Raw genomic sequence first — 15,362 nt, forward strand, 5'->3', positions numbered from 1 at the left:
ACATTGAATTTTTGAAATATGGTGCTGCTGGAGAGAATTGAACTCTCGACCTCTCCCTTACCAAGGGAGTGCTCTACCTCTGAGCTACAGCAGCGCCGGTGAGGGGGCTTTTAGGCATAAACGCTGAGGGGCGCAAGAGCATTCTGGACGGTTTTTTCCCACTCAGTTACAGAAGTCTTATGGCTGAAAAGAAAACACCGAAAAACGACAGGTCAGCGGCATCGCGCGAAGACCGGCTGAAGGCAGCGCTCAAGGCAAATATGGCCCGGCGCAAGGCTCAGGCCAAGGCGCGGGCGGAAAAGCCGGACCAGGATACGGGCAAAAACGGAGAGTAAGGGCAGATGGATTCGATTCTGGTAACTGGTAACGGCCCGCTGAACGGGCAGATTCCAATCGCAGGGGCCAAAAACGCCTGCCTCACCCTGATGCCTGCAACGCTCCTCAGCGAAGAACCGCTGACGCTGACCAATGCGCCGCGGTTGAGCGATATCAAGACAATGACACTGCTCTTGCAGTCATTGGGCGCCGAAGTGTCCAGCCTGCAGGACGGCCAGGTGCTGGCACTGTCGAGCCATGACCTGACCAGCCATGTGGCTGACTATGACATCGTGCGGAAAATGCGCGCCTCCAACCTGGTGCTGGGTCCGATGCTGGCGCGGCTGGGGCAGGCGGTGGTGTCGCTGCCCGGCGGCTGTGCAATTGGCGCCAGGCCGATGGATCTGCACATCCAGGGTCTTGAGGCGCTGGGCGCCGAGATTGAGCTGAAGGACGGCTATCTGCACGCAAAGGCCCCGGGGGGGCTGAAAGGCGCGGTAATCGAGCTGAGCTTTGCTTCGGTCGGGGCTACCGAAAACATCATGATGGCGGCCACTCTGGCAAAAGGCACCACCGTCATCAAGAACGCCGCACGCGAGCCGGAGATTGTCGATCTGGCCGATTGCCTGCGGAAAATGGGCGCGCAGATCGAGGGCGACGGCTCCCCGGACATCACCATTCAAGGCGTCGACCGGCTGCATGGCGCAACGCATCAGGTAGTGACCGACCGGATCGAGCTGGGCACCTATATGCTGGCACCAGCGATCTGCGGCGGCGAGGTGGAATTGCTGGGCGGACGCCGCAGCCTGCTGGAAAGCTTCTGCGACAAGCTGGAGGCCGCAGGCGTCGAGATCACCGAAGGCACGAACAGCCTGACCGTCAGCCGTAAGAACGGCCGGATCCGGGCTGTGGACGTGGTCACCGAACCGTTCCCCGGCTTTCCGACCGACTTGCAGGCGCAGATGATGGCGCTGATGTGTACTGCTGAAGGCACGTCTGTTCTGGAAGAGAAAATCTTCGAGAACCGCTTTATGCACGCGCCGGAGCTGGTGCGCATGGGCGCGCAGATCGAGGTGCACGGCGGCCATGCAACCGTGACCGGCGTTGAAACGCTGAAAGGCGCTCCGGTGATGGCAACCGACTTGCGCGCCTCGGTCTCGCTGATCCTGGCCGGCATGGCGGCGGAAGGCGAAACCAAGGTGAGCCGGGTCTACCACTTGGACCGTGGCTATGAACATGTGGTGCGCAAACTGTCCGGCGTCGGCGCCAATATCGAACGGGTCAGGGAAGAGTAATGGCGGATGCAAGCTTTGAAGACGGCCGCGAGGCGCCTCTGAACCTGGGCGCGCTGGAGGCGGAGGATCTCAAGATCCTGTCGTCGCTGGTGCAGGATGCGGTGTTTCCGGTCACCGAAATGAGCTGGCGCGCCTCCAAGCGCCGCTTTGCCCTGCTGGTGAACCGTTTCCGCTGGGAAGACCGCGAGGCTGCGGAACGCCGTGGCCGGGCTTATGAGCGGGTTCAGTCGCTGCTGGTGGTGGACAATGTGCTGGCTGTTGCGTCGCAGGGCGTGGACCGCAAGGACAAGGACCTGGTCCTGTCGCTGCTTTCGGTTGATTTCGAGCCGGATGAGGACGGTGCCGGCCACGTATTGCTGACCTTGGCCGGCGACGGCGCGGTGCGCTTGGCGGTCGAGGCGCTGGAGGTGTCCCTGCGGGATGTCACCCGGCCTTATCTTGCACCGTCGGGTCACGCGCCGGATCATGGTGCGTGACCCGTGCAGAACAAGCGCGGCATTTCCCAGGCGTTTGCCCGTCCCGCAGCGGAATTGGTGATCCGCCCCGCCACGGTCTTTGATGTATTCGCCATGAGCCAGGTGCTCACCGCGTCGATCCGCGATCTGTGCCAGGCGGATCACGGCGATGATGCCGGAAAAATAGCCGATTGGACTGCAAACAAGTCGCCTGCGCAGATTCGCAATTGGATTGATGGACCCGGCCGCTACTGGCTGGCAGAACGGGGCGGCGGACCCGAGGCGGTCGGGGGGGTGGCCCCGGAGGGGCTGATCTCCTTGCTTTATGTTTCCCCGGATGCTGCAGGGCAAGGTTCCGGGTCTGTTATGCTGAGGCGTCTTGAGGTGGAGCTGTGCGGGGCTGGCCATCGCGAAGGACGGCTGAACGCGACCCGCACAGCGCTGGGCTTTTACCGGGCCAATGGCTGGCAAAGCGTTGATGCCCCTCAGGGGGGCTGCGGCACACCCTGCATCCCGATGCGAAAATCCCTTCCCTGACAGCAGCTGCTTCTTTCTGGTCCCGAATGCTCCGGTGTTAATTGGTCAAATGGCCCAAAAGGGGCGGTGCCCCGTCCTTGCGTCCAATTGCACCGCCCTGCGTCATAGTTCTTGAGGCCGCTCCGGCATAAAGCTATGCGAGGGCCAAAGGAGATCCCGATGCCGCAGTTTCTGAACACCGCCGATTCCGATTTCGAACAATCCTTCGCCGCTCTCTTGGGCGCCAAGCGCGAGGATAGTCCGGATGTGGACGCTGTCGTGGCCGGGATCATCGCTGACGTGCGTGCCCGCGGTGATGCCGCGCTGGTGGAGCTGACAGCGAAGTTTGACCGGATGAAGCTGGAGCCTGCGCAACTGCGGATTACCGATGCAGAGGTGGAGGCGGCCATCGCCACGGTTTCTGCTGAAGAGCGTCAGGCGCTGAAAGTGGCGGCAGAGCGCATCCGCGCCTATCACGCGCGTCAGATGCCTGAGGATGCGCAGTGGACGGACGAGAGCGGCGCAACACTGGGCTGGCGCTGGTCGGCGGTCTCGGCGGCTGGTCTGTACGTACCGGGCGGGCTGGCCTCCTACCCGTCTTCGGTGCTGATGAACGCGATCCCGGCCAAGGTTGCAGGCGTTCAGCGGCTGGCGGTCACGGTTCCAACCCCGGACGGGCAGATCAACCCGCTGGTGCTGCTGGCAGCAAAGATTGCAGGAGTGGATGAAATCTACCGGGTCGGCGGGGCGCAGGCGGTGGCGGCGCTGGCCTATGGCACTGAAACCATCGCCCCGGTGGATAAGATCACCGGCCCCGGCAATGCCTTTGTCGCTGCGGCCAAGCGGCGGGTCTTCGGCAAGGTCGGCATCGACATGATCGCCGGGCCGTCTGAAATTCTGGTGATTGCGAATAAGGACAACAATCCCGACTGGATCGCGCTGGATCTGATGAGCCAAGCCGAGCATGACGAAAGCGCCCAGTCAATTCTGATCACCGATGACAAAGGATTCGGCTTGGCTGTGGCCGCCGCGGTGGACAAGCGCCTGGAAACACTGGAACGCCGCGCAATTGCCGGGCCCTCCTGGCGGGACTATGGTGCGGTGATTACCGTGCGGGACCTGGATGAGGCGGCAGCGCTGTCCAACCGCATCGCACCGGAACATCTGGAGTTGTGTGTCGCCGATCCGGTGGCCTTGAGCGAGAAAACCATCCACGCAGGCGCCATCTTCCTGGGTCAATACACGCCCGAAGCCATTGGCGACTACGTCGGTGGTCCGAACCATGTGCTGCCGACGGCGCGTTCGGCCCGGTTTTCTTCCGGATTGTCAGTTCTGGACTTCCTCAAGCGCACGACCCTTAGCCAAATGACATCGGACGCGCTGCGGGCAATTGGCCCGGCGGCAGAAATTCTGGCTCACAGTGAAAGCCTGCAGGCGCACAGTCTTTCCGTCACCGCCCGGCTGGATGCGCTGAACAAGTAAGCGGGGCAGGGGCGCTGCCCCTCTGCGCGTGCCGCGCATTCCCCCCGGGATACTTTTAGCCAGAAGAAGAATCGCGCGCATTCAATAGTGCGCGGTATAGCCGCCATCCACAGCCAGCACCTGCCCGGTGATGTAGGACGCGGCAGGGGAGGCGAGGAACAGGATGGCGGGCGCCAGCTCCTCAGGCTCGCCCCAGCGGCCGAGCGAGGTGGCATTTTTCAATTTCACTGCAATTTCCGGGTCGGCGGCTGCGGACATGTTGGGGGTGGTTTTGAAGAAACCCGGGGCAATAGCATTGACTGTGATGCCATGGGGGCCAAGCTCCGCTGCCAGTGCCTTGGTCATGCCATTGATGCCGGCTTTGGCTGTTGTATAGGCCGCATCCCCGGATTGCGCGATGAGGCCGGCAATGGAGGAAATGTTGATGATGCGGCCATACCCCTTTGGCGTCATTTGGGCGGCAGCCAATTGGGCAAGGCGGAACGGGGCGACCAGATCAACATCCCATAGCGCTTGTAAATCGGATCGCGTGAATTCCGCCAGGCCGCGCCGGTCTCGCTGGCCTACGTTATTGACCAGAATATCGAGCCCGCCTTCATCCGCGATGCTCTCAAATCCCGCCGCTGCAGATCCCTCGTCAGCCACATCCAGAACCAATGCGCGGGCCTTTCCAGGCATCCGGTTCAAGGCCTCTGCCACTCTCTCTTTGCTGCGTCCGTTCACCCAAACCTTGGCCCCGGCTTCAGACAGCAAACGGGCAGCGGCAAACCCCAGCCCGTCCGTGGAACCTGTCACCAGCGCGCGCTGGCCTTTGAGGGGAAACCGTTCAAGCCCTGTCATCATCCTGTCTCCTGTTGCAGGCAAGCTGTGCGTGCGGGCGTGGCCTGTCAAGCTCTGCCGCAAACCGGCATATCATTGACGCCCGCTGCTGCATTGCCCCAGGCACGCCGGTGCGATACTCATGGCCGGACGCCTCAGCGCATATTAGAGACAAAGACCCATGAGCCGCATCAGCCATATCGAACTTGACGACCGCAACCTGCCGCCTCCGACGCCTGAGATTGAGCAGGAGCGGAAAGTAGCGATCTATGATCTGATCGAGGACAACAGTTTTGCTTTGCCGCCTCGCGAAGGGCACAACCAGCCCGCAGGCCCCTACCATTTGGGACTGGCGATCCGTGACAAGCGGCTGGTCTTTGATATCAATACGGAAGCGGGCGAGAAAGCAGCAGAGTTCCACCTGTCGCTGTCGCCGTTCCGTCAGGTGGTCAAGGACTATTACCAAATTTGCGAAAGCTACTTCAGTGCAGTGAAAACCATGCCGCCCAGCCAGATCGAGACCATTGATATGGCGCGGCGCGGGATTCACAACGAAGGCAGCCGGGTTCTGCAGGAACGGCTGGAAGGTAAAGCGGAAGTTGACACTGATACCGCCCGGCGCCTGTTCACCTTGATCTGCGTTTTGCATTTCGGAGGCTGACGGGTGGAGGAGCTGCCGCAGTCCATTCTGTTCTGTTGCGACCATAATTCGGTCCGGTCTCCGATGGCGGAGGGCATCATGAAGAAGTTCTATGGCACCGGCACCTATGTGCAGTCGGCCGGTGTCAAGAACGACATGGAGATCGACGGTTTCTCTATCGCGGTCTGCCAGGAAATCGATGTCGAACTGTCGCGCCACCGGTCGCGCTCGTTCGATGAGATGGAGCGTTGGGGCGATGATCTCTCCTCCTTTGATCTGGTGGTGGCGCTGTCGCCCGCCAGCCAGCGCCGGGCGCTGGAACTCACCCGTTTTTTTCACCTCGATGTCGAATATTGGCCGATTATGGACCCTACCGGGCTCGGCGAGACGCGCGAAGCCAAGCTAGACGTCTACCGGCAATCACGGGACCAAATCATCCAGCATCTGAAAAGCCGCTGGGGCGAACCGACGGAGAGAACATGACCGACACCATCGCGCGTTACTTTGCAGCCTTCAACGCAGGCGATACCGACGCCATGCTGGACTGCCTGGACGACCAGATTTCCCATCACGTCAACGAGGGTAAGATCCGCGTAGGCAAAGAGAAATTCGCGGAGTTCTGCGCCCATATGAGCCGCAGCTACAAGGAAGAGCTGACCGATATGGTGATCTTTTCCAATGATGACGGCACCCGCGCGGCAGCGGAATTCATCGTCAACGGCACCTATCTGGCAACCGACGAAGGCCTGCCGGAAGCCAAGGGCCAGACCTACCGCCTGCCGGGCGGCTCGTTCTTTGAGCTGAAAGGCGGCAAGATTTCCCGCGTCACCACCTATTACAACCTGGCGGACTGGATTGCGCAGGTTTCCGCCGGATGACCATCCGGGTCGAAGCAATGACCGGCGCGGCGCTGGAGGCCGCGCTGGACGATGTTGCGCGCCTGCGGATCAAGGTGTTCCGCGCCTGGCCGTATCTCTATGACGGCGACCTGGCGTATGAGCGCGAGTACCTGCAAAGCTACCGCGACAGCACCCGCGCCGTGGTGGTTGGCGCCTTTGACGGCGATACCTTGGTCGGCGCCTCCACAGGCGCGCCGCTGGCGGATCATGCAGATGATTTTTCGGCAGCATTCAAGGGCACCGGTATTGACCTGAACGAGGTCTTCTATTGCGCCGAATCCGTGCTGCTGCCGGAATACCGCGGCCATGGCGTCGGCCACGGCTTCTTTGACGCGCGCGAGGCCCATGCCCGCAAGCACGGGTTCAAGAAGACCGCCTTTTGCGGCGTGCAGCGCCCGGCGGATCACCCGCTCCAGCCTGCGGACTACGCGCCGCTGGATCCGTTCTGGCGCAAACGCGGCTACGCCCCGCTGGGAGGCGCCATCGCGCATTTTTCCTGGAAGGACGTGGATCAGGCCGGGGAAACAAGCAAACCGCTGCAGTTCTGGATCCGGGATCTGTAAGGGAAGCAGGCGCCCCGGCGGGCGCCTGAAACCTAAGGCTCAGACGCCTTCGGGGCGCGCTTTCTGCAGCTCGCCCAGGGCCTGTTTGTGCTGGGCCAGGAAAAACCGCACATCGTCCTGAGCGGACTTGAAGCTGTTCTGCGCCGCAACCAGCGCCTTGCCGGTTGCCATCCGCTCCTTCTCGATGCCGGACTGCTTGGCATATTGCTTCAGCAGGCTGGTGGCCTCCTTCAGGATCTTGGGCAACGTTTCCTTGATGTTCTTGGCGTGGACCGCGATCTTGTGCTTTTTGATCAGCGCCCGCAGAGCCGCATCTGCCTTACCCTCGATATCCTCGCGGTTGACGCCTTCCTTATTGTACTGGGTCTTCCAGGCCTTGCGGACGGCTTCCATGTCCTTTTCCGCCTGCTTCACAGCCTTAGTAATGTCGTTGCAAGCGCCTTCGATCTCGCTGGCGCGGGTGTGAAGATCCTTCAGCTCCTTCAAAACCAGCTTGTTTTTCTGGTCATGCTCCTTCTTGAGTTTTTCCAGATGCTTGCCGGTTTCTTCATTTTCCTTCTCAACCTTCAGCTGCTGCGCCATCTGCTTTTGCTTGATCTTGTCCGCATTCCGGGCCAGCTCAGCCGCCGCATCTTCGCGCTTTTCGATCTGCTTGGCATAGGCCAGGCACAGCTCCCGGCTGTGCGACTGCAGCTTACCGCATTTGCCGCGCGCCTTGAGCATCGCGTTGGCCAGCATGCTGAAGGCCTGAACAATCTCCGGCATTTGGTCCAGGTCTGCCTTGGCCGGATCACCCGACGGCGGCACCCCCATTTTCTCCAGCAGATCCATGTACTTGCCCACACCGCTGCCCTTGCAGGCCCCGGCGCGGTATTCGCGCCAGAATTTTGTACGGAAACCTGTTTTGGGAATGTCGGCAATAACGCCTTTCAGATTCTTGTCATCAAGCTTGGTCGCCAAGGGAGTGGTCCTTTGTCAATTTATTAAAATGAGTGTCCGCGCCCGAGAATGGCCAAACAGCCGCGCAACACCAAGATGGAACGCAGGACGCGGCTGTTTCCGTTGCAAAAATGCGCATCTTTTTCAACCTTTTACTGCGGCCCGGCCCGGCGGCACCTGCAATCTGTTTGCCGCGCCGCCTTGCGCCGGGCGCCTTTGCAGGGCAATCCTGCCGGAAAGCCGCACCGGGATGCGGCTGCTGACCGCCGGAGACAACGCATGAAAATCGCCACCGCCGCCTATCCGCTCGACTGGCTCGACAGCTGGGCGCAGTATGAGGACAAGCTGGCCGCCTGGGTGGCAGAGGCCGCCGGGAATGGTGCCGATTTGCTGGTGTTCCCGGAATACGGCGCGATGGAGCTGTCAACGCTGGACGGTGCGGAGGTCGCCGCCGATCTGGAGCGGTCGATTCATTCCGTTTCGGAGAAGATGAAAGATGCCGCAGCCCTGCACCTGAAACTGGCTGCCGAACATGGGGTGCATATCCTGGGCGCCTCCGCGCCGGTAAACAGCGGACTGGACAGGCCGGTGAACCGGGCGGAGCTTTACACGCCCGCGGGTAAGCGGGACCATCAGGACAAGCAGATCATGACCCGGTTTGAGCGCGAGGATTGGGGCATCATGGGCGGCGGCCCTCTCAAGATCTTCGACACCGCGCTGGGCAGAATCGGGGTGCTGATCTGCTATGATAGCGAGTTCCCGCTCTTGGGCCGCGCGCTGGCGGAGACGGATGTGATTCTCGTGCCCTCCTGCACCGAAGCACTGGCCGGATACTGGCGGGTGCGTATCGGCGCTATGTCGCGGGCGCTGGAAAACCAGTGCGTGACCGCCATGGCGTCGATCGTCGGGGCCAACGAATGGTCCGAGGCGGTGGACATGAACACGGGCACAGGCGGCATTTTCGGCCCGCCGGACAAGGGCTTCCCCGGAACCGGTGTTCTGGCCGAAGGCACGCTGAACCAGCCGGGCTGGACCTATGGCGAGGCCGACCTGAAGGCCATCGCCCATGTGCGGGCCGACGGCGGGGTGCTGAACCGGCTGCATTGGGAAGAGCAAATGCCGCGGGTAAAATCGGTCACAAAGGCTGCTCTTTCCTGATTGAGCCCTTGAAATATTGGAAAAATGCCCCCATTTAGGCGCACGTCCCGCAGTTTGCGGGGTAACCCAATGATGGAGACAACATGGCCAAGGAAGATACGCTCGAATTTCCCGGTGTCGTGAAGGAACTCCTGCCTAACGCGACGTTTCGGGTCGAGCTTGAGAACGGCCATGAGATCATCGCGCATACGGCAGGCAAGATGCGCAAGAACCGCATCCGTGTTCTGGCTGGCGACAAGGTCCAGGTGGAAATGACCCCCTATGACCTGACCAAGGGCCGGATCAACTATCGCTTCAAGTAAGCTGTTGATCTGGAAGAAATATCAAGGCCCGGCATTCTGCCGGGCTTTTGTTTTTGCGGCCTTGCAGCCGCTGCCTCCGGCGGGGATATTTCTGACAGGAGGAAGGCGCAGACGCGCTTTTCCAATGCTGAAATTCACCCTATGACGGGCGCAAACGGACAAAAGGGCCACGGCATGGCATTCATTTTGGGATCCGGCAGCCCGCGGCGGCTGCAGCTTCTGGCGCAGCTTGGCGTGCATCCGGACGAGGTGCGCCCGCCGGAGATCGATGAAACCCCGCTCAAAGGCGAACTGCCGCGGGCCTATTGCGCGCGGGTGACACGGGAAAAAACCCAAGCTGTCCCCGCGGGGACAGAGGATGTTGTTCTGTGCGCCGACACCACCGTTGCCTTGGGCCGCCGCATCCTGGGCAAGCCGCGCGATGCAGGCGAGGCGGCGGAGTTCCTGCTCGCCCTCTCCGGCCGCCGCCACCGGGTGATCACCGCCGTTGCGGTGCGCCGCGGGGACAGGTTCTGGGAGAAGGACGTGGTCAGCCAGGTGAAGATGAGGAATCTCTCTGATGAGGAACTGAATGCCTATCTCGCCACCGGCGACTGGGAGGGCAAGGCCGGCGCCTATGCTATCCAAGGCCCCGCAGGCGCCTTTATTCCGTGGATCAGCGGCTCCTTCACCGGCATTGTCGGGCTGCCGTTGTCTGAAACCGCAAATCTGCTGCGCGCCGCCGGGCTGCCGCTGTATCAGGAGGCTGCCGCATGAAGGGCCGCACTATCATTCTCGACCACATCCAGGACCGTGAAGCCGCTGCGTTGATGGTAGATGGCAAACTGGAGGATTTCCTGATCGACAGCGACACGCCGTCGCCTGGCACCATCTACCGTGCCCGTGCCGACCGGCCGGTGAAGGGGCAGGGGGGCATGTTCCTGACGACCCCTGACGGGCCGGCCTTCCTGCGTCAGGTCAAGGGGCTTGCACCCGGGCAAATGCTCCTGGTGCAGGTTTCCGGTGTTGCCGAGCCGGGCAAAGCGATCCCGGTTACCCAAAAACTGCTGTTCAAAAGCCGTTACGCTATTGTGACTCCTGAGGCACCGGGCCTGAACATTTCGCGCAGCATCCGTGATGAAGACGAGCGTGACCGCCTGCTGGAAATTGCTCATGAGGAAATGGGTGAAACCGGATATGGTCTGATCCTGCGCTCCGCTTGCGCCGGAGCGGACAGCGAGGAAATCGCCGAAGATGTCGCTGCAATGGCCGCGCTGGCAGCACAGGTAATGCAGGACGAAGGTTCCGAAACTGAGGTGCTGGCCGAAGGCGACAGGCCGCATCTCTTGGCTTGGCGCGACTGGGTAGAGCCTGCGGATGTAGAACGCGACCCGGGCGGGTTTGAGCGTCTGGGAGTGCTGGATGCGCTGGACGTTGCTTTGGGCATCCGCGAGCCGCTGCCGGGCGGCGGCTTCCTGTTTGTCGAGCCGACCCGTGCGCTGGTGGCGGTGGATGTGAATACAGGAACCGACACCTCGCTGGCGGCCGGTGTTAAAGCTAACATGGCCGCAGCCAAAGCATTGCCCAGGGTCTTGCGTGTGCGCGGATTGGGCGGGCAGATTGTACTTGACCTTGCACCGATGCCGAAGAAGGACCGCCGCGGCTTTGAAACCGCGTTGCGGGCTGCAGTCCGGTCTGAGTCTGAGGAGACGGTGCTGGCCGGCTGGACCAATCTTGGCCACTACGAATTGCAGCGTAAGCGCAGCCGTACCGCCCTGCGGGAGGTGCTTAAATGAGTTGCCTGATCTGCGGCGGGGACGCTCAAAAGACACACCAGCCTTTCTGTTCCAAACGCTGTGCCGATATCGACCTCGGGAAATGGCTGAACGGCGCCTATGCGGTGCCCAGCCTGGACCCGGAAGATATTGAAAACGCTTCGGAAGAAACGCGGCGGGCGCTGCAGATGGAAGAAAAAACGCCTCAAACCCGGCATTAGCGATTTTCTTTTACGAAACCCTCTGGACACCGCCGCGCGCTCGGCATAGAAGGCCCCCACCCAAGGCGATCAGCCTTCCCGTGCCCGGGTAGCTCAGGGGTAGAGCAGTGGATTGAAAATCCTCGTGTCGGTGGTTCGATTCCGCCCCCGGGCACCACTTCCCAAGCCTAAGCCATTGTGCCGCATCAGCTTTTGCATTGTGCAGAGCGAGGCGTAGTACATTTTGGAGTACAAATCTTCCCGGCATGTCTTCGTGAAAGAGGGCATCTATTACTTTAACCGGCGTGTTCCTGCAGATCTTCATAGGCACTATTCCTCTGCCAGGATCTCCTACTCGCTGAGGACCAGGTCATTCCCCGTGGCTATGGCAAGAGCAGCCAGTGCGGCCTTCAAGCTGGACGAATACTGGTACCATCTGCGGACCCAGGACGCCGACCTCCCAGGCAAGCACCTTCTTCGTCATGGCCTTTCCCGGGCCGCTCCGGCGACCGCAGGAGGACAGGATGTCACCGCTGATGCTCTGACGCTTTCTGAGGCTGTGTTGACATACCTGCGCCTCAAAAGACTTGGCAGGCCGGAGACCTTCCACCGGGCTGCACATCGCTCCTGCGGCTACGTAATAGACGTCTGCGGGGATCAGCCTTTGCCGAACTAACCGCGGCCCCTGCCACCGCCCTGCGGGCGGGGTGATCCTGCTCTTTGTTGCGAGTGTCCAATTCATGGAAGCTGTCTGACTGCAAATTGGCCCGTGTCAGGCGGCAGCGGATGCAATTCCGGCAACAACAAGATATCTTCCGCCCTTGGCGACGGTCACGATAAGCGCGAAACGCCATAGCGGTTCGCGCAGGAGACCTGCCGCCAGCGTCAGTGGATCGCCGATAACGGGCACCCAGGACCCGAGAAGACTCCAGCGGCCCCATTTGCCGTACCAAGCTGAGGCTTGATCCAGCCGCGCACGCGATACCGGGAACCAGCTGCGGTCCGAGAAATGCATGAGATACCGCCCGGCCGCCCAGTTGAGGATTGAACCCAAGACATTTCCTGCCGTTGCTACCGTTAGGAGCAGCCATACCGGGTGGCTGCCGCCAATCAGCATTCCGGCAAGCACGGCCTCTGACTGTGCAGGCAAGAGTGTTGCGGCAACCAGGGCCGCCGTGAACAGGCCGGCGATGGACAACATTTCAGAAGCGCGCGGGCCAGCTACGGTGCAGATCGTCTATGATGACTTCGTGTTTGTGCCCGGTCGCTCCGTGTTCCCGCAGATGCGGGTGGTCCGGCGGCAGATCGTCGTGGGTATGCTCAATTTCCCCGGCCGTTCCGCCGGGCCACTGCATCAGGCAGGCCACGATCCCTGTTCCAGCCAGCGCGGCCAGGACCACCAGCGCGGGGATGGCACCGAACTGTGTCATCAGCCAGCCGGACAGCGGATAGGTGACAAGCCAGCAGGCATGCGACAGCGCGAACTGTGCAGCAAACACTGCGGGCCTGTCCTCGGGGTGCGCCGAACGCTTCAGCAGCCGCCCTGAGGGCGTCAGCACCGCGGAATAGCCGAAGCCCGCAAGCAGCCATGTGAAAAGCAGCCCTCCCCAATGCAGACCCGATGCGGCGGTGACCCCAGCGAGCCCAAGCAAGGAGAGGACCATGAGGCAGGCACCCGAAAGCATGACAGGACGGTCAGGAAGCCGGTCCAGAAGCTTTGGCAGCAGCAGCGCTGCCGCCATGGAGCCCGCGCCGAATGCGAACATCGTCCAGGCCAGCGCGCTTTCCGGCAGGCCGAGCAGGCCGCGCACCAGAACGACCGAGTTGACCAGCACCATCGCCCCGGCTGCCGAGACTGCAAGGTTGAGCGCAAGCAGGCCGCGTAGGCGCGGGGTTGCCAGGTAGATCCGCATTCCGCGCGTTGTGCGGTCATAAATCCCCCGCGGCTCTGCGGCCTGCGGGCTCGGCAGCATCACGGAAACCACCAGCAGTGCAGAGGCGGCAAAGCCCGCCACGGTGCCGAGGAACAGCGTATTGTAGCTCATCAGTGCCAGCAGCAGCGCTGCCAGTGTCGGGCTGATGATGTTTTCCAGATCATAGGCCAGACGCGAGAGCGAAAGCGCGCGCGTGTAGCGCGCCTCGTCAAGCAGCACATCGGGGATTGTGGCCTGGAATGTGGGCGTGAAGGCCGCCGAGGCAGACTGGAGCAGGAAGATCAGCACGTAAACCTGCCAGACCTCGGTCACGAAGGGCAGCGCCAGCGCCGCGGCCGCCCGCACCAGGTCAAGCGCGACCAGCAGGCGGCGGCGGTTCACCCGGTCCGCAAAGGCACCCGCAATCGGTGCGATCGCCACATAGGCCACCATCTTGATGGTGAAGACCGTGCCGAGAACCATCGCAGCACTGTCACCCGCCAGATCGTAGGCCAGCAGCCCGAGTGCGACAGTCGCAAGGCCAGTTCCCAGAAGTGCCACAACCTGGGCGAGGAAGAGGTGCCGGTAGGTGCGGTCAGACAGGATGTCCAGCATGGTTGCCTCAAAGGTAACGTGAGATGGCCTTGAGTTCGGCCCGGTCGGTTTCGGAGTTCTCCCCATCGAGGCAGTGGTCCATGTGGTCATGGATCAGCACCTGTTTGGCGTTGCGGATGGCTTTTTCCACCGCCTGAAGCTGCTGTGCGATTTCGAGACAGGGGCGCCCGTCATCAATCATGCCAATGACCGAGCGCAAATGCCCTTCGGCGCGTTTCAGCCGTGCGGAGAGCTTGGGGTGGCTTGCATGCCGGTGTGGTTCTATCATAAGAATGAGCTATCCTCCCAGGGAGGATAAAGCAAGATGGCGTTTAGAGGGCCACGAGCAGGGACATGGTGCAGGCACGGATTGCTGGAAAATGGGCGGAATGGATGCGGCGGGGCCTGGCCGCGCTCCTTTGCCTGTGCCTTGTGTTCTGGTCATCCCAACCAGTCACGTCCCACATCCCGGATGTACTGGCCACCATCCAGGACCATGCGGAGATGGTCGAAACCCATGGCCATAGCCACGGGTTCGAGGAAGACCTCGCCTGGGCTCTGCACGGCCACAGCCACGATGTTGCCGATCATGACCACAGCCCGGCGTTGCTTGCCCGTGGCTCCTTCGCCGCAGTTTGGGACGTCCCCGAAGCGGCGGGCTCTCCCGCCGGGCCGTCCTGGCGTCCGGGCCCGGTCTATCGCCACGAGCGGCCTCCGCGCGTGTGATCCGGTGCCGCCCGAAGCGGCTGCCGCACACAGACCACACATCATTTTCGGAGACCAACATGACCGCAGTCTTTCGGGACACGCGCCGCGCCGCATTGCGCAGGCCGGTGTTCCTGACAACTCTTATCCTGCTTGCGCTCGGCGCAACGCAGGCCGCAGCCCACAATGTCACCGCCGGTGACGCCGGCTATATCCAGGAGATCTGGGGGGTAAACATCATCCCGTTCATGTATCTTGGCGCCAAGCACATGGTGACTGGCTACGACCACATCCTGTTCCTGCTCGGCGTCGTCTTCTTCCTCTACAAGATGCGCGACGTCGGCATTTACGTCAGTCTCTTCGCCGTCGGGCATTCGACCACGATGCTGCTCGGCGTCTGGTTCGGCTGGGGTATCAACGCCTATGTCATCGATGCCATCATCGGCCTTTCGGTGGTCTACAAGGCGCTGGACAACCTCGGTGCCTACCAGCGCTGGTTCGGGTTCCAGCCCAATACCAAGCTGGCGACGCTGATCTTCGGCTTCTTCCACGGCACCGGCCTGGCCACCAAGATCCTCGACTACGACATCGCCTCCGACGGGCTGTTGGCAAACCTCCTGGCCTTCAACGTCGGTGTCGAACTGGGCCAGCTGATGGCGCTCGCCGTGATTCTCATCGTCATGGGGTTCTGGCGGCGCTCCCCGCGCTTCTTCGCCCAGGCCTACACCGCCAACGTCATAATGATGACGCTTGGCTTCATTCTCACGGGCTACCAGCTCACCGGCCTCTTCGTGGCCGCCTGATCCAATAGGA

At 61.7% G+C, this 15,362-nt stretch carries 22 protein-coding genes and 2 tRNA genes; 18 read left to right on the forward strand and 6 right to left on the reverse strand.

Translation table 11 applies throughout. The features are described 5' to 3' along the window. Positions 1-19: 19 nt before the first annotated feature. Positions 20-94: transfer RNA gene (locus tag A2I95_RS02340), tRNA-Thr, on the reverse strand. A gap of 85 nt (positions 95-179) precedes the next feature. On the opposite strand from A2I95_RS02340, the gene A2I95_RS02345 reads away from it, so the two are divergent. The 5 genes from A2I95_RS02345 to hisD all read left to right on the forward strand — a co-directional run bounded on the left by A2I95_RS02345 (position 180) and on the right by hisD (position 4,063). Beyond that, positions 180-335 carry a hypothetical protein gene (locus A2I95_RS02345; RefSeq protein ID WP_164982766.1) on the forward strand — a complete coding sequence of 52 codons (156 nt, stop codon included), beginning with the start codon at positions 180-182 and terminating at the stop codon, positions 333-335. Positions 336-341: 6 nt separating this feature from the next. After that, positions 342-1,610 carry a UDP-N-acetylglucosamine 1-carboxyvinyltransferase gene (gene murA / locus A2I95_RS02350; RefSeq protein WP_291727392.1) on the forward strand — a complete coding sequence of 423 codons (1,269 nt, stop codon included), beginning with the start codon at positions 342-344 and terminating at the stop codon, positions 1,608-1,610. Continuing rightward, positions 1,610-2,086: a DUF2948 family protein gene (locus A2I95_RS02355; protein WP_291727394.1), complete on the forward strand. Its 477-nt coding sequence runs from the start codon at positions 1,610-1,612 to the stop codon at positions 2,084-2,086. The genes murA and A2I95_RS02355 overlap by 1 nt, the downstream gene beginning before the upstream one ends. 3 nt (positions 2,087-2,089) lie before the next feature. Continuing rightward, on the forward strand, positions 2,090-2,602 hold the full coding sequence (locus tag A2I95_RS02360) for a GNAT family N-acetyltransferase (protein ID WP_291727396.1): 513 nt from the start codon (positions 2,090-2,092) through the stop codon (positions 2,600-2,602). Positions 2,603-2,761: 159 nt separating this feature from the next. Beyond that, positions 2,762-4,063, forward strand: coding sequence for a histidinol dehydrogenase (gene hisD / locus A2I95_RS02365; RefSeq protein WP_291727398.1), 1,302 nt, complete (start codon positions 2,762-2,764; stop codon positions 4,061-4,063). An 81-nt stretch (positions 4,064-4,144) separates the two neighbouring features. On the opposite strand, the gene A2I95_RS02370 is transcribed toward hisD, so the two are convergent. Beyond that, a complete protein-coding gene (locus A2I95_RS02370) occupies positions 4,145-4,906 on the reverse strand; it encodes an SDR family oxidoreductase (RefSeq protein WP_291727400.1) in 762 nt (253 codons plus the stop codon). 157 nt (positions 4,907-5,063) lie between these two features. On the opposite strand from A2I95_RS02370, the gene A2I95_RS02375 reads away from it, so the two are divergent. The 4 genes from A2I95_RS02375 to A2I95_RS02390 are packed head-to-tail and all read left to right on the forward strand — an operon-like array spanning position 5,064 to position 6,984. Further along, positions 5,064-5,543, forward strand: coding sequence for a UPF0262 family protein (locus tag A2I95_RS02375; RefSeq protein ID WP_291727402.1), 480 nt, complete (start codon positions 5,064-5,066; stop codon positions 5,541-5,543). Positions 5,544-5,546: 3 nt separating this feature from the next. After that, positions 5,547-6,005 (forward strand): low molecular weight phosphatase family protein, encoded by a 459-nt coding sequence (locus A2I95_RS02380; protein WP_291727404.1) that lies wholly within the window; start codon positions 5,547-5,549, stop codon positions 6,003-6,005. Further along, on the forward strand, positions 6,002-6,400 hold the full coding sequence (locus tag A2I95_RS02385) for a ketosteroid isomerase-related protein (RefSeq protein WP_291727406.1): 399 nt from the start codon (positions 6,002-6,004) through the stop codon (positions 6,398-6,400). The genes A2I95_RS02380 and A2I95_RS02385 overlap by 4 nt, the downstream gene beginning before the upstream one ends. Beyond that, the gene (locus tag A2I95_RS02390) at positions 6,397-6,984 is read left to right on the forward strand and encodes a GNAT family N-acetyltransferase (RefSeq protein ID WP_291727408.1); all 588 of its coding nucleotides are present in this window, start codon (positions 6,397-6,399) and stop codon (positions 6,982-6,984) included. The genes A2I95_RS02385 and A2I95_RS02390 overlap by 4 nt, the downstream gene beginning before the upstream one ends. A gap of 39 nt (positions 6,985-7,023) precedes the next feature. Here the strand turns inward: A2I95_RS02390 and A2I95_RS02395 are convergent, their stop codons facing one another. Next, positions 7,024-7,944: a hypothetical protein gene (locus A2I95_RS02395; protein ID WP_291727410.1), complete on the reverse strand. Its 921-nt coding sequence runs from the start codon at positions 7,942-7,944 to the stop codon at positions 7,024-7,026. Between the two features lie 258 nt (positions 7,945-8,202). On the opposite strand from A2I95_RS02395, the gene A2I95_RS02400 reads away from it, so the two are divergent. From A2I95_RS02400 to A2I95_RS42495, 7 genes are all read left to right on the forward strand, one after another. Then, a complete protein-coding gene (locus A2I95_RS02400) occupies positions 8,203-9,081 on the forward strand; it encodes a carbon-nitrogen hydrolase family protein (protein ID WP_291727412.1) in 879 nt (292 codons plus the stop codon). Between the two features lie 83 nt (positions 9,082-9,164). Beyond that, positions 9,165-9,383 carry a translation initiation factor IF-1 gene (infA, locus tag A2I95_RS02405; RefSeq protein WP_005978431.1) on the forward strand — a complete coding sequence of 73 codons (219 nt, stop codon included), beginning with the start codon at positions 9,165-9,167 and terminating at the stop codon, positions 9,381-9,383. Between the two features lie 174 nt (positions 9,384-9,557). After that, positions 9,558-10,139 carry a nucleoside triphosphate pyrophosphatase gene (locus A2I95_RS02410; protein ID WP_291727415.1) on the forward strand — a complete coding sequence of 194 codons (582 nt, stop codon included), beginning with the start codon at positions 9,558-9,560 and terminating at the stop codon, positions 10,137-10,139. Next, the gene (locus A2I95_RS02415) at positions 10,136-11,158 is read left to right on the forward strand and encodes a ribonuclease E/G (RefSeq protein ID WP_291727417.1); all 1,023 of its coding nucleotides are present in this window, start codon (positions 10,136-10,138) and stop codon (positions 11,156-11,158) included. Before A2I95_RS02410 ends, A2I95_RS02415 begins: the two co-directional genes overlap by 4 nt. Then, a complete protein-coding gene (locus tag A2I95_RS02420; protein ID WP_291727419.1) occupies positions 11,155-11,358 on the forward strand; it encodes a DNA gyrase inhibitor YacG in 204 nt (67 codons plus the stop codon). The genes A2I95_RS02415 and A2I95_RS02420 overlap by 4 nt, the downstream gene beginning before the upstream one ends. Before the next feature lie 82 nt (positions 11,359-11,440). Beyond that, a tRNA-Phe gene (locus A2I95_RS02425) sits at positions 11,441-11,515 on the forward strand. Positions 11,516-11,611: 96 nt separating this feature from the next. Continuing rightward, the gene (locus tag A2I95_RS42495; RefSeq protein WP_367150619.1) at positions 11,612-12,013 is read left to right on the forward strand and encodes a DUF6538 domain-containing protein; all 402 of its coding nucleotides are present in this window, start codon (positions 11,612-11,614) and stop codon (positions 12,011-12,013) included. Between the two features lie 96 nt (positions 12,014-12,109). Here the strand turns inward: A2I95_RS42495 and A2I95_RS02430 are convergent, their stop codons facing one another. From A2I95_RS02430 to A2I95_RS02440, 3 genes are read right to left on the reverse strand one after another with little or no spacing between them, the layout of a single operon-like run. Then, positions 12,110-12,538 (reverse strand): YqaA family protein, encoded by a 429-nt coding sequence (locus A2I95_RS02430; protein WP_291727421.1) that lies wholly within the window; start codon positions 12,536-12,538, stop codon positions 12,110-12,112. Position 12,539: 1 nt separating this feature from the next. Then, the gene (locus A2I95_RS02435; RefSeq protein WP_291727423.1) at positions 12,540-13,865 is read right to left on the reverse strand and encodes an MFS transporter; all 1,326 of its coding nucleotides are present in this window, start codon (positions 13,863-13,865) and stop codon (positions 12,540-12,542) included. A gap of 7 nt (positions 13,866-13,872) precedes the next feature. Further along, the gene (locus A2I95_RS02440; RefSeq protein WP_291727425.1) at positions 13,873-14,133 is read right to left on the reverse strand and encodes a metal-sensing transcriptional repressor; all 261 of its coding nucleotides are present in this window, start codon (positions 14,131-14,133) and stop codon (positions 13,873-13,875) included. 65 nt (positions 14,134-14,198) lie between these two features. Here A2I95_RS02440 and A2I95_RS02445 point away from each other — a divergent pair, with 65 nt between their 5' ends. Then, positions 14,199-14,570 carry a hypothetical protein gene (locus A2I95_RS02445; RefSeq protein WP_291727427.1) on the forward strand — a complete coding sequence of 124 codons (372 nt, stop codon included), beginning with the start codon at positions 14,199-14,201 and terminating at the stop codon, positions 14,568-14,570. A 59-nt stretch (positions 14,571-14,629) separates the two neighbouring features. After that, positions 14,630-15,352, forward strand: coding sequence for a HupE/UreJ family protein (locus A2I95_RS02450; RefSeq protein ID WP_291727429.1), 723 nt, complete (start codon positions 14,630-14,632; stop codon positions 15,350-15,352). Positions 15,353-15,362 lie beyond the last annotated feature (10 nt).

The sequence above is a fragment of the Leisingera sp. F5 genome, assembly GCF_001593695.1.

What these genes read in the sequence shown, in the direction of transcription:
- A2I95_RS02345 (WP_164982766.1), top strand. Translation starts at nt 180, where the DNA reads ATGGCTGAAAAGAAAACACCGAAAAACGACAGGTCAGCGGCATCGCGC.
- murA (WP_291727392.1), top strand. Translation starts at nt 342, where the DNA reads ATGGATTCGATTCTGGTAACTGGTAACGGCCCGCTGAACGGGCAGATT.
- A2I95_RS02355 (WP_291727394.1), top strand. Translation starts at nt 1,610, where the DNA reads ATGGCGGATGCAAGCTTTGAAGACGGCCGCGAGGCGCCTCTGAACCTG.
- hisD (WP_291727398.1), top strand. Translation starts at nt 2,762, where the DNA reads ATGCCGCAGTTTCTGAACACCGCCGATTCCGATTTCGAACAATCCTTC.
- A2I95_RS02370 (WP_291727400.1), bottom strand. Translation starts at nt 4,906, where the DNA reads ATGATGACAGGGCTTGAACGGTTTCCCCTCAAAGGCCAGCGCGCGCTG.
- A2I95_RS02375 (WP_291727402.1), top strand. Translation starts at nt 5,064, where the DNA reads ATGAGCCGCATCAGCCATATCGAACTTGACGACCGCAACCTGCCGCCT.
- A2I95_RS02385 (WP_291727406.1), top strand. Translation starts at nt 6,002, where the DNA reads ATGACCGACACCATCGCGCGTTACTTTGCAGCCTTCAACGCAGGCGAT.
- A2I95_RS02390 (WP_291727408.1), top strand. Translation starts at nt 6,397, where the DNA reads ATGACCATCCGGGTCGAAGCAATGACCGGCGCGGCGCTGGAGGCCGCG.
- A2I95_RS02400 (WP_291727412.1), top strand. Translation starts at nt 8,203, where the DNA reads ATGAAAATCGCCACCGCCGCCTATCCGCTCGACTGGCTCGACAGCTGG.
- infA (WP_005978431.1), top strand. Translation starts at nt 9,165, where the DNA reads ATGGCCAAGGAAGATACGCTCGAATTTCCCGGTGTCGTGAAGGAACTC.
- A2I95_RS02410 (WP_291727415.1), top strand. Translation starts at nt 9,558, where the DNA reads ATGGCATTCATTTTGGGATCCGGCAGCCCGCGGCGGCTGCAGCTTCTG.
- A2I95_RS02415 (WP_291727417.1), top strand. Translation starts at nt 10,136, where the DNA reads ATGAAGGGCCGCACTATCATTCTCGACCACATCCAGGACCGTGAAGCC.
- A2I95_RS02420 (WP_291727419.1), top strand. Translation starts at nt 11,155, where the DNA reads ATGAGTTGCCTGATCTGCGGCGGGGACGCTCAAAAGACACACCAGCCT.
- A2I95_RS02430 (WP_291727421.1), bottom strand. Translation starts at nt 12,538, where the DNA reads ATGTTGTCCATCGCCGGCCTGTTCACGGCGGCCCTGGTTGCCGCAACA.
- A2I95_RS02435 (WP_291727423.1), bottom strand. Translation starts at nt 13,865, where the DNA reads ATGCTGGACATCCTGTCTGACCGCACCTACCGGCACCTCTTCCTCGCC.
- A2I95_RS02440 (WP_291727425.1), bottom strand. Translation starts at nt 14,133, where the DNA reads ATGATAGAACCACACCGGCATGCAAGCCACCCCAAGCTCTCCGCACGG.
- A2I95_RS02445 (WP_291727427.1), top strand. Translation starts at nt 14,199, where the DNA reads ATGGTGCAGGCACGGATTGCTGGAAAATGGGCGGAATGGATGCGGCGG.
- A2I95_RS02450 (WP_291727429.1), top strand. Translation starts at nt 14,630, where the DNA reads ATGACCGCAGTCTTTCGGGACACGCGCCGCGCCGCATTGCGCAGGCCG.